We start from the raw sequence: 11,550 nt of genomic DNA, 5'->3' as shown, positions 1-11,550 counted from the left end.
TCACTCAGAAACGCCAGCCAACGCCCACATTAAATCCGTTGATGGCATAGTTTTTATTCCAGTAGTCAGCATTAGTGCCCTCGTAACCCACGTTCACTGACAGATTTTCAACAGGATTAAATATGACCCCAGCCCCCCAGGCCAGCGAGGTGGAATTACCGGAGCGCGCTTCACTCGAACTGTCGAAATAGTCAATGTCTTCACTCGTATTGACATGAGCAAAGCCCAGAGCGCCGTACAGGCTGATCCAGTCGTTAATACGGTAAGTCGGGCCTGCCGTTAATGAGTAATACTTCGCTTTAGCATCAGAGGTGTAGAAGTCACCGTGGTAGGTTTTATCCCCTTTCATCCAGCTAAATGACCCCATTACTCCCCACGAAGCGTCCCACTCATAGCGATACTGCAGATTGATCCCGTTGAGGTCGAAAGCATTGTCAATTTTGCTGTGGGCATATCCCACGCTGACTGTCTGGTTTGCAGCCAGCGCCACCGGAGACGCCATCACGCATCCCGCCAGGGCCAGCCCCGTTATCACCTTCTTCATTGATTTTTCCTCTTCTCTTCGTTATGGGCCGCTATTCCCTGCCCCCGGGTAAACCGCATTCCTGAACATCTGCACATAACGGGTGCGCTGTCTGCCAGTCCTGCAATGCCAGACGTGAAACCCGGTATCCCCGGAAATGTTTCACGCGCTTCCCTCGTTCACGCCCACGGTGCCAGAGCGCCCGGAAACAGTGTTCGGGGAACAGTTCACTCAGCACCAGATTGATCATCTGCCGTGTGTGTCCGAAGGGGGCGACCAGGTCGATTGCCCACATCCGGTTACCGCAGCGCCAGTCATTCTCCTGTGGCAGAGGCAGCCGGGTGAGATAGCGCTGCTCGGCATCTTCATCAAACCAGGCCCAGCTCATAAAGAACACCGGCTTACCCTCCTGATGAGCCAGCACGTACTGTCGTTCTTTAATCGCCGGCAACAACATCGTCGCAAGCGCTTCCAGCGGGGCGTTTTTATGTCGTGCAGAATGCATCCACAGCCAGACACTGGCCCCCAGCACTTCAGCTTCACTCACGCTACCGCCCAGCACCAGCGGGCACTGTACGGTGAAACCTTTCCATTCCATCAGTAGCTCCAGCTAAGACTGAATCCGGTTGTTACAGGGTCGGTTTTAAAGCCGTCAGGCTTTGAGAGTGGGATACCGGCAAACAGGTCGTAGCTGGCTCGCAGATATTGCCCCCGCAAACCCATAACACCGCCCGCAAGATGTTTACCCACCAGCGTTTCACTTCCGGTACCACTCACTTCGCCATAGTCGGCCCCCAGGTAAAGTTCCTGTGCCGGAAGCGGGGTTAGCCAGGCAATATCATTGCGGACATACCAGCCATGGCTGGCGGTAAGCGTTCTTTCACCGTCAAAACCCCGCACTGTCCAGCGATTGCCGATGGAAATCATGTCCGGTGTCGTCAGGGGGGTATGACTCATCTGGCGTTGATAGCGGGTGGTAAAATGGAAGTTCTGCCCGACGACAGAGAATGGCAAACTGAGTTGCGCGTTTAACTGGAGAATTTTACTGAGTGCTGTGGCCTCGCCCCAGTATTCTTCAGGCGCTGGCTGCGCACCAAACCAGCGCGTCCCACGCTGGTAGCTCACGCCTGCATCCAGGGTGGCACTGCCGATATAGTGACGGTGCTGCAACCCCAGCTTCCAGGCGGCGGTCTGACGTCGCTGGACGTCCACTTCGGTATCGTTGATGAAGTTGCTCTGTTCACGAGCCAGCACATCGGCGATCAGGGTGGTTTTCTGGCTGCCGCTGCGGTGCAGCAAACGGCTGACCTGGAAATCGATATTTTTACTTTTACCGCTGTACTGATAATCACCATTCAGGCCTGCCACCGTTTGTACGTAATCGTATTCACTGCCGGTGACACCCGCGAGCCAGTAACCAAACGGTACCGAGTAATGACCCGTCAGACTCCGGGAAGATTTACCCCCGCCGTTGCCATCGAGGTTGTGAGAGCCTGAAAGATAGAATAAATCACTGAGAGAGAACGGATTATCCAGCGACAGCGTCAGATTGCCCTGATATTCGCCCGTGGTCTGCGAACCGGAGTCATCAAGAGAGGTATCCACACGCCACATCCGCTCCTGATGGCGGGTCATCACAATGTCGCTTTCCCCGGGCTTATCGCCGGGGACGATATCCATGCTGGCGTTAACCGTCGGCAGGCGCTGGAGATTTTCCAGACCCTGCTCAATATCACGCAAATCCAGTACGTTGCCACGGTGAGCCGGGAAAGCAGTATAAAGCGTGGCATACGTATTACTGTCCGGCGTCAGACGAACATTCCGGATATAACCGGCCATCATGACCAGGCGCAGAGTGCCGGATTTCAAATCCTGTTTCGGGGCAAGCACGCGGGTGGTGACGTAGCCATGCCCTACCAGCGTGTTCTGTAGCCGGCTCATCAATAAATTAATCCCCTTTGCGCCCAGACAATGCCCGACAGCCTTTTCCGCCTGTCGCTGCAAAGGCAGCCAGTGGGGCAACGCCTGCGTACCGCTGAGCACAACCTGTGAAATGGGGAAACAGGGTATTTCGGTCGGGAAACCCTTTTTGGGGAGTGATGGTTGTGCCGGGGAAAGATTGACATCCGGTGCAACCGGCGTCAGTTGCTGTTCGAGATCTTGCTGACGATGCTGCTGATTAAGGAACTGTTGCTCTGGCTGGGGGTCATCAACAGCCGCAAAAGACAGGACCGGTGGTGTCAGGGTCAGAATTAAAAGCGCGACAATCCTTTTCTTCACTGAAATATTCATTTTGAAATTATTCTGTTATTGAATTATTCGGGAGAGATTCATCGTCCTGCATGACAAAATTAACGCCATGCTGATATCTGGCTCAACAGAAACCATATTTAAGACCTCTTACCCCGGCAACCATTGAATAACAAAAAAGAGCTGGAATTCACACAACATTTTTAATCGTTTTTATATTTTCAGAATATTCGAACTTCAGAGAGAATATGTTTGCAAGGCATATTCACTGAGGGTATTTATTGGTATAAATATTTTTTGGTATTTTTCTCCAGCGTGACAGCAATAAAATCCCCCCGTTCAGAATACCCCCGAACATAGCGCCAGCCCGAACGGTGAATTCACGACCATAATCTGTCAGGTAATGCCTCCAATTAGTAGAGCATGTATTTTTCAATAAAGGCCCCGATGACTTTTTCGTGGAGCTCGACAGAGCGTGAGAAGCAGATTGTTTTACGGGTGGGGCGTTTTATTCGGGTGCGCAGCGTCAGGTTGTTTCGCTCAATGCGCTGAGTAAAGATTTTGCCAGTCAGATGCTTATCTTTCGGTACTTCTCTTGCATAACTGCCCCAGTCATCGCTGGTTATCATGCCAACATTGAACGGAGCCAACAACGCCAGTAGTTCCCGGCAGGTTTCATCCGTACGGGGACCGAAGGTGTAGGCCACCACGCCGCCTGTTTTGGTGTTATACGCGTACCAGAGCCAGTGTTGCCGGGCTTTACTGCCAACGAAGCCCCATTGCTCATCAAGTTCGCAGATGAGGGCCACATCAGCATGGGTGACTGGCGAAGACGTTATTCGCTTCGGCGAGAGTTTTTTAGAGTGCGGAAACGGTATTGATGCCGATTTTCAGCACTCTTGCGGTATCCCGAACGCCAGCGCCGTTGAAAGCCATTTCGGTAATGTGCTCTTTAACGCCGGGTTTTCTGGCCTCATAAGTATATGTGAGCAGAAATACCCGATGGCACTCACGGCATCGAAAGCGGTCACGACCTTTAGGATGTTGTCCGTGACGGTAAACCAGGGCTGACTGACAACGGGGGCAATGAACGGCGATAGTGACCACTGAAGCACCTTAAAAACCCGTATTTTCCATGAGCCTTCAACTAATTGGAAGCATTACCACTGTAGTATCATCCCCGGTTAATTTATACGGCCTGCTTTCCGGATCTGGATTCAGTATTACAACATCTCTGAAGCAAGCATCCGAGAATCTTCTATTACGTTTCTTATATGTGCTTTGTATTTTTATACAGTAAATGACAGAATCATTACTCAATGATGATTTTTACGTCATAAAGCAATGGATATATCATTTCCCCAGTATTGATCACTGATTCACCACTTATTTTCTGCCATATCATATCTTCAGGGAAGATCAATCGTGAAACACTGTCAATGCTTATTGCGATCTTCTCTTAGAATATACATTCACATCAATGGCTAACCAGGACTAATCATGATGCGTAAAGCGTGTATTAAATTAATGGGTACAACCAAAATTGCTTGCTTAATTGCAGGGGATCTTGGTATGGGACGATTACTTTATATCATCGACGTATCACAAGATCTTTCTATAATACCAACACAAGAACACTGGTTTAAGGCATTGCAGAAATGCCAGAACAAAGCAGTCGAATTGAAATATGAAGTCACGAGAGTTCAGGGGGCCAGACTCGCAGGAATAGAACGGTGACTTTTTCTCAAATGGCGACATCAATAGCATTGCCGCCATTTATCACCCTGCTCCATTCTTTCGTTTTGGTAATAAATTAGATCCGCATCCAGTGTTCCTGTCGCCGCAGGCGCCCCTGTTTGATCACCGATAAACACAGTACTGGAATCACCCGTAACGGTTAGGCTATTCGCCACGACTGCACCCTGGATTCTAATAATCAGCCCCCCGTTCCGCCACTGCCAACGTTGAGTACACCACGATTGTTCCAGGTCGAAACACAAATTCCTCTCTCACCGCCATATTATGAGCGCATGTTGCTCAGTAACATGCGCTTTTTCTTTTCCTGAAAACATGAGTATGCCATGACCGTCCGGCTTTCACAGGACGATATCGTCCTGCTTTGGATAGTCTAATGCTTTTCTGTATTCGCACACAACCGATTGGCTGAGTGTTTTTTGCACCGTCGCCATGCTTTCTTTGTTGTCTGCGTATTCCGACGCAAACCGATCACTGATTCCAAACTCAGGATCGCCGATTCCGATTTGTTCCGATCATGGATTCCCTCTATGTGTCAGCATAGTTGTCGCTTTGTTGTTACTGAAGAGATAACGTTATGGCACCACAATTAATTCCTTTTGATATAAAGCAGCAGGGGCAAACCTGGCTATTACCGCCTTATAGCTGGGCACATCGGAGAATATCTAAAGCCCTTGGTGTGAGTGCATCTATGGTATCTGTATGGAGAAATGAACTCGTGAACGACGGACTCCTGCCCGAATACGAAAACCCGAATGAGGTCAGTAAATGGTCTGAGGTGTGCTGGCAATAGCGGACACTACCCTTTGTTCTTTTTTAAGCGGCCATTCGATAGTCGTTCTTCTCGAAGGTTGCCGGTGAGAGATTACCCAGCCGGGAATGACGACGCTGCCGGTTGTAGAAGAGCTCGATGTATTCCCGCACGACTGAAGCGTCTTCTTCACGCGTATTAAACCGATAGTGGCTAAGGCTTTCATTCTTCAGTGTTCCCCAGAAGCTCTCCATTGGCGCATTGACGCTCCTGTGTCAATGGGTGCCGGTTAGCCTGGGCCAGATCGATTAAAATAAGTGGATAAATCTCACGGACGATATAACGTTTAATACATCTTTGATACCCGCCAGATACAACCAGCCTTCTCTGGTCGCAATATTAGGTTATATCGGCCATCCAGGCCTGATTGGGCGCTGTTGGTGCAAAGACCTACCCCAGCAGATTAGGTGCCGCTGGAAGGCTGTGATCCGAGTTTGTCGTGGCTTTAAATTTGCGTTTTTGCTTACACCGTAACCCCATTTCCCTGCGCAGTCGTGCCAGCCTGTCTCTGCCAATAGTGATCCCATCGAAGGCAAGTTCAGTCTGTAACCGAAGGGTTCCATAGGTCTTACGGGTGCGGGTGTGTGCCACGTTAATTTCCAGCTTCAGTCGCTCATCACGCAGTTTTCTGTTCGACGATTTATGCCGTGCCCAGTAGTAATAGCCACTGCGGGAAACGCCAAATAACCGGCACATCACAACAACAGGAGCCTCATGTCGCCATTGCTCTATTAACGCGTATTTTTCAGCGACTCCCGGGCAAAATACGCTTTTTTAAACACATCTCGTTCAAGCTGAACTTCATGTAAAGCATTCTGCAGGAGGAGAACATTAGATCCAGCTCAGCAACAGAACACGTACCCTGCATCGTCACCAGGTCTTTTCTTGCTGCGGTGACCCACTGCCCCAGCGTGCCTGCAGGAATGGATAACAGCGATGCGCCTTCACTAATCGACAGGCCCCGCTCCAGGACGGTCTTGATCGCTTCGGCTCTAAATTCTTTCGAGTAACGCTGAGTTTTTCTGGTCATGACGAACTCCTTTTAACCCCATTCTATTTCAGGAAAGACTGTCCGTTAAACTCAGGTTACCTCACTCTTCAGTGATATACTATTACGCGCAGTTATTTAGACAAGGTAATCTTCTCAAGACGTCCTGGACGAGGCGTTTACATTACGTCTGAAGCAGGTTGAAGTAAAAACCGATCTGAAACGTTCACAAAAATACCTGTATTATTTTTCTGTTTTTCTTTTATTTCCCGTTTGATTTTATGGTTTCCGTTCTGAATCAGATAACGCACCCTGACCACACCATTATTCACTGATGATATTCATGGACGTTTATTTGTCCAGGGAACATATTGTTCTTTAACAATGTGAGTCGGGCTGTCACGCAACCATAATTCAGGGTGCCGCTGAATGTTCTCGCTAACCCGTCAGAACCGGAATGCGGAGCAGGGATGTGATTCATTTGCTCTACTGCTGTTTATTCATTAAAGGGGAAGCTTATTAGAACATCTATTTATAACATATTTGTCACTCAGGAAACGCTGCCTGATCCTCTGGGAGAAAAAACCACGCACTGGATAAAAGCATTTAAGAGCACAAAATACCCGATGAAACATTTTCGGAATTCATTAGTCTGAAAGACAAAACCACCTGTAAAACTAATTTTGTCTTTTCACTGCAGAAGAAAGACTCTCCCACTTCCCCCAATGGCACCGTACTGACGCCGCATAAAAATACAAAGCAATATCCTCATATCCACATGAGAAAAAATCAGTGAACTGAGAAGCTAAAAAGCCTCCAGACGAACGGGAGCGACCGGAGCGGCGGAGCAAGCCGAGCCGAGCCGAGCCGAGCCGGTTCGATTCTGGGTATGTGGATAATCCCGTGTCAAATTCAGGGATAAATAGCCATGAAAACCACTGACGTACTTTCGTATTTAAGCGAGGTTCTCACCCTTAAACAGTTTTAAAAGCTGCTGATTTCGCTTTTCTGAATACTCTCAATACTCGCATCTTATCCGCGCTGGAAACTAAAAAAGCTGAACATGAAGAATTCGAAAAACAACGTCTTGATCGTGAAGAAAAGCGTAACGAACTGATGGCATTAATTGCCGCCGAGGAATTTTCTCTTAATGAATTAGTCGGTGAGGAAGCACCGAAGAATGACTCCAGACGCAAGCCCAAATATGTCTCCACCGAGAATGGCATAACTAAATACTGGTCCGGCGTGGGGCGAACGCCACGCCGGATCCAGGAAGCTCTGAATGAAGGAAAAAATCTCGACAGTTTCCTGATTACACATTATTAGCAGCAATCGCACATCGTCCATACGCGGGTTTTCAGGCTTTTAATTCCATTCACCGAATGGGATTAAAAGTGCAGTGCGGCGAGTAAATTCGATTTCGAAGAAATCGCTAATTTGCGTCGCCAAACGCACCTGTGAACGTTCACCCAAAGTGAACTGAACAGGCTGGGGGGAGCCGAATAAATTTTGCCGCCCCAGCGAGCAAAAAGACGCGCCCACGCGTCGGTTTATTTGGGGGGCTTGCCCCGCACACCGTCGAGCCTAAGTCTCCGGCCAAAAGCCGGTAGCGTGGCGCGACCACCCCCTTTAAAGCCTGGTTCCCTTTAATTCGATTTGGGAGGAACGACCAAAGAGAAGAAAAGGGTCAAAACAGGCGTCTTAAAGGGGGTGGTCGCGCGTAGCGCAAGACGGTGTGCCGCCTTTGACCTTCGGGGGTTTTGGCACGGCGTCCAGCCGCGACATTACCCCCATGTGACATTACATAAGGGCGTCCAGCCCGCATGTACTGGCGCACGCCGTTTCGTGCCGGGAAGCATGCTTTCCTGCACATGGTCGCACAGCGGCCACCTTCTTCGTCCCTGATGGTCGCCCCGCCTTTTCGCCCGACACCGTGGGGCGAACTGATGGGGCGATGTCATGGGGCGAACTGCAGACGAAGGAGGCATCGTGATTTTGAATAAGCTGGCCGTTTCACTGTCGCCGATAGTGAATGGCGCGCTGAGCTTCATGGCTTTTATGCAACAGCATCAGCTGATGCTGGCGCTGTTATCGGGGCTGACGATGCCGTTTTTCGCGTCGATGAAAAGCGATGAACGGCAAAAAGCCCCGTTGTGGCAAAAGCTGATTATTGCTTTTTCCCTGCTGTGTTTTCTTTCCGGTACGATGGGGCCGGTACTTATCTGGATTTTCCAGTGGCTTTATCAAGGGCGGGTAGTCGCCAGCATTCCCGCTCTGGCATGGCCGGTGCTGATTACCTTTACTGTAACGGGTTTTATTTTGCATATTCTGCTGCGAAGGGTATTAACACCTGAATTAGACAAAATAAAGAAACACCTCGTGAGGAAAACAACTCTTGAACGGGAATTACGCACCGATGTGCGCACGGTGAAATCCCTGCTGCCGGAAACGCTGCATTATGACCCGCTGGATTATATCGACCTGAATAAAGGGTTATTTATAGGCATTGACCGAGATATTCAGCCGATGTATTTGCCGTTAAAAGACTGGCAAAAACAACACGCGGATATTATCGGCACCACAGGAGCTGGTAAGGGCGTTGCCACCGGGATATTACTTTATCAAAGTATTCTGGCCGGTGAAGGCGTATTTGTGATGGACCCCAAGGATGATGAATGGGCACCCCACCTTTACCGCAAGGCCTGCGAGGATGCAGGCAAACCTTTTGCCTTAATTGACCTGCGTAAACCCCAATACCAGTTTAACCTGATTGAAGAGATCACCGCCGATGAACTGGAAGAGCTTTTTGTTGCCGGTTTCAGTCTGGCAGAGAAAGGTCAGGAGTCGGACTTTTATCGCATTGATGACCGGAAAGCGGCTCGGCTAGCCGCACAATTTGTCACCCGTAATACTGCCTCCACCCTTCGGGATGTGTATAACGGTGACTACGTTCAGGGTATTGCAGATAAGATAAAAGCCTTTTTCGGGAAAATTGAAGAACTGGCCTTGCTCAATGCCATTAATGCGCCGACAGGATTTTCACTTAATACGATATTTGAGGAAGGTGGTTGCTGTTATGTGATTGGCTCAATGCGCAACAGCAAAATCATTACCGCGCAGCGCATGCTGCTGGTTCGCCTGTACCAGCTGGCAGAAAAGCGCGAGCGAGTGAAAGACGTGCCCCGCCCCATTGCTATTTATCTTTCCGAACTGAAATACCATTTATCCAGGCCCGCGCTGGAAGGTTTAGGCGCGGCACGCGATAAAGGCGTGCATATTATTATGGACCACCAGTCGATTGCCGATTTAAAAGACTGCCCGGCAGATTTGAAAGGTGACGCCGTTGTCGGCGCTGTCGTTGAGAACGCCAAATTCAAACTGGTTTATCGTGTCATGGATCCGGACACCGCTGAATGGGTGGCCAGAATGTCCGGTACTATATTAGTCGATGATGAGGTCCGCAAAGCGAAAACCGATGCCGTGCTGACAGAGACTATCGACAGTGAACGCACCATCAGACAGGCCGAGCGTTTCTTTACCGACAGCAATATGATCCTGAACCTACCCGATTTTGTCAGCTTCATCTTCACGACAAAAACTCTCCCCTCTGCTTCTCTGATTTCGCCCATCAGGGTGAAAAAACGCGAACTGGAGATCTCCTCCGTGTCACCTGCTATTGCCGCCACCGCAGCAACGGTAAACATATCCCTGGATTTTAGCGAGGAGGAAACTTCCCCCGAACCCGCATCAACGCCGGATATCACAGCAACTCAATCCGATCTTTTTTTTGATGAGGTGGGCGAAAAAGACACGACAACACCGAATGCCGATAAAGAGGAAAACCCGTCATTGCTGGATTATTAATGGGGGTAATGATGCTGATCACCGCATACAGCGAACGCCAGACGCGACACCGCGAAAAAATACAACGACTACTGAATTTTCTGAAGGAAGAAACGTACAGTGACTTTAAAACACTGATGCTGCTGTTCGGGTTCAGGGATCATAAATCGCTGTATTCCCTGCTTTCAAAAGTCGAGGGTATGGGCTTGATACAAAAACATGTCCTGGTATCGCGCACGATGAAAATTTCATTGTGGGGCATTACCAGTGACGGACTGGCCATTGTGTTAACTCCCGACGATGCACTTTTCCCGGCGCGGTTTGAGCCGTCAAAAATTACCGGCTGGACGCTGGAGCACCACCTTGATAATCAGACCGCCCGTATCATCCTTGAGCAAAAAGGTGCATCAGGGTGGATAAACGGCGATCGCACAACCTTCCTCAGCCGGTATCAGGTCAGTCACCGCCCGGACGGGCTGCTCACCCTGCCCGGCGGCACGGTGATCGCCATTGAGACCGAGCGCCGCCTGAAAACCAGAGCCCGTTACCAGTCGATCATCGCCAGCCATTTGCTGGCGCGGACCCGGAAAGACTGGATTTACGTTTTTTATATCGTGCCGGACCCGCAGAAAAAGCGCGGCCTTGAACGGCTGTTTGACAGCATCAGGCACGTCATCGTTAACCATCAGCACATCCCGCTGGAAACCCGCCACCGGAATGTCTTCCGCATCTACACGCTCGACGAGCTGCAACGGCTCGATGTAGACCACGGCATATAGTTCTTCTCTATCACTTACAGCCCCAACCCGCCCGCCAGCAGCACAACGACCTGAAATAATACCCTTCGAAATACTCACCCAAAATCAGAACAGACAGGACACCAAATGAAAAGAGAAACTGACCGACTTTCGGACGTACTGACCGAAATGAGCGCAAAAGCGCTGGTGACATGGATGACGCATTCCGCTTTGCAGGACATACCGCGCGAAGCATTACTGGTTCGCGGCCACGATTTTGTCTATGCCCTGCACGCAAATTTTGTGCTGCTGCGTGATGTTCTGTCAGAAACACTGGAAGATATTGAGCAGCAGAGCCATGACCTCGAAGAAAGACTGGATAGCCTGGAACAGCGCCTTCAGACGCTTCAGAAAGATACTGATATTTTGTCTTAGCTCAGACTTGACCTGGCACAACTACGACACAGGGCCAAACCTAATCTGACAGGCAGCTCGGTGCCAACAGCAGACCTTTTTGAATAGCTCAGAACGATAATACCCGTCCGTCTGGAGACTTCTCACCCTGATTTGTTGTCATTGTCATACCGCACGAATTACTTATTCATCACTCTTTAACTAATGAAAAGTTTGCTATATGCTTTTA

Annotated in this window: 9 protein-coding genes and 2 pseudogenes; 6 read left to right on the top strand and 5 right to left on the bottom strand. The window is 49.7% G+C overall.

Going from position 1 to position 11,550, the window contains the following annotated elements; genetic code table 11:
* Positions 1–4 precede the first annotated feature (4 nt).
* The 4 genes from MNO13_RS10000 to MNO13_RS09985 form a co-directional block, all read right to left on the bottom strand.
* Positions 5–544 carry an Ail/Lom family outer membrane beta-barrel protein gene (locus tag MNO13_RS10000; protein ID WP_232887535.1) on the bottom strand — a complete coding sequence of 180 codons (540 nt, stop codon included), beginning with the start codon at positions 542–544 and terminating at the stop codon, positions 5–7.
* Between the two features lie 31 nt (positions 545–575).
* Entirely contained in the window at positions 576–1,121 is a 546-nt protein-coding gene (locus tag MNO13_RS09995) for a toxin-activating lysine-acyltransferase (protein ID WP_241939812.1), read from the bottom strand.
* The gene (locus tag MNO13_RS09990) at positions 1,121–2,815 is read right to left on the bottom strand and encodes a ShlB/FhaC/HecB family hemolysin secretion/activation protein (RefSeq protein WP_241939928.1); all 1,695 of its coding nucleotides are present in this window, start codon (positions 2,813–2,815) and stop codon (positions 1,121–1,123) included. The genes MNO13_RS09995 and MNO13_RS09990 overlap by 1 nt, the downstream gene beginning before the upstream one ends.
* Positions 2,816–3,186: 371 nt before the next feature.
* Positions 3,187–3,880 (bottom strand): IS1 family transposase gene (locus MNO13_RS09985; protein ID WP_241939927.1). Its coding sequence is split into 2 segments (ribosomal slippage): positions 3,187–3,634 and positions 3,633–3,880, totalling 696 coding nucleotides; the frame shifts between segments, so codons are not numbered across the junction.
* Positions 3,881–4,273: 393 nt separating this feature from the next.
* On the opposite strand from MNO13_RS09985, the gene MNO13_RS09980 reads away from it, so the two are divergent.
* A complete protein-coding gene (locus MNO13_RS09980) occupies positions 4,274–4,510 on the top strand; it encodes a hypothetical protein (RefSeq protein ID WP_232887448.1) in 237 nt (78 codons plus the stop codon).
* Positions 4,511–5,344: 834 nt separating this feature from the next.
* On the opposite strand, the pseudogene MNO13_RS09975 reads toward MNO13_RS09980, so the two are convergent.
* Positions 5,345–6,369 (bottom strand): annotated as a pseudogene (locus MNO13_RS09975) (IS3 family transposase).
* A 966-nt stretch (positions 6,370–7,335) separates the two neighbouring features.
* Between MNO13_RS09975 and MNO13_RS24505 the strand changes: the two are divergent.
* The 5 genes and pseudogenes from MNO13_RS24505 to MNO13_RS09955 form a co-directional block, all read left to right on the top strand.
* Positions 7,336–7,434: pseudogene (locus MNO13_RS24505) on the top strand (H-NS family nucleoid-associated regulatory protein); the annotation flags it as partial.
* Positions 7,435–7,443: 9 nt separating this feature from the next.
* Positions 7,444–7,653: an H-NS histone family protein gene (locus MNO13_RS09970; protein ID WP_422387211.1), complete on the top strand. Its 210-nt coding sequence runs from the start codon at positions 7,444–7,446 to the stop codon at positions 7,651–7,653.
* A gap of 663 nt (positions 7,654–8,316) precedes the next feature.
* Positions 8,317–10,191: a type IV secretory system conjugative DNA transfer family protein gene (locus MNO13_RS09965; protein WP_241939926.1), complete on the top strand. Its 1,875-nt coding sequence runs from the start codon at positions 8,317–8,319 to the stop codon at positions 10,189–10,191.
* An 11-nt stretch (positions 10,192–10,202) separates the two neighbouring features.
* Positions 10,203–10,949 (top strand): MobC family replication-relaxation protein, encoded by a 747-nt coding sequence (gene mobC / locus MNO13_RS09960; RefSeq protein WP_241940061.1) that lies wholly within the window; start codon positions 10,203–10,205, stop codon positions 10,947–10,949.
* 105 nt (positions 10,950–11,054) lie between these two features.
* Positions 11,055–11,342 carry a hypothetical protein gene (locus MNO13_RS09955; RefSeq protein ID WP_241939925.1) on the top strand — a complete coding sequence of 96 codons (288 nt, stop codon included), beginning with the start codon at positions 11,055–11,057 and terminating at the stop codon, positions 11,340–11,342.
* Positions 11,343–11,550 lie beyond the last annotated feature (208 nt).

The organism is Buttiauxella ferragutiae (assembly GCF_022637515.1).
Classification (GTDB): domain Bacteria; phylum Pseudomonadota; class Gammaproteobacteria; order Enterobacterales; family Enterobacteriaceae; genus Buttiauxella; species Buttiauxella ferragutiae.
The sequence above is the reverse complement of the archived record's forward strand: the minus strand, read 5'-3'. Positions and strand labels throughout refer to the sequence as shown.

Coding starts and splice junctions, on each gene's coding strand:
- mobC (WP_241940061.1), top strand. CDS start 10,203: ATGCTGATCACCGCATACAGCGAACGCCAGACGCGACACCGCGAAAAA.
- MNO13_RS09990 (WP_241939928.1), bottom strand. CDS start 2,815: ATGAATATTTCAGTGAAGAAAAGGATTGTCGCGCTTTTAATTCTGACC.
- MNO13_RS10000 (WP_232887535.1), bottom strand. CDS start 544: ATGAAGAAGGTGATAACGGGGCTGGCCCTGGCGGGATGCGTGATGGCG.
- MNO13_RS09995 (WP_241939812.1), bottom strand. CDS start 1,121: ATGGAATGGAAAGGTTTCACCGTACAGTGCCCGCTGGTGCTGGGCGGT.
- MNO13_RS09955 (WP_241939925.1), top strand. CDS start 11,055: ATGAAAAGAGAAACTGACCGACTTTCGGACGTACTGACCGAAATGAGC.
- MNO13_RS09980 (WP_232887448.1), top strand. CDS start 4,274: ATGATGCGTAAAGCGTGTATTAAATTAATGGGTACAACCAAAATTGCT.
- MNO13_RS09970 (WP_422387211.1), top strand. CDS start 7,444: ATGGCATTAATTGCCGCCGAGGAATTTTCTCTTAATGAATTAGTCGGT.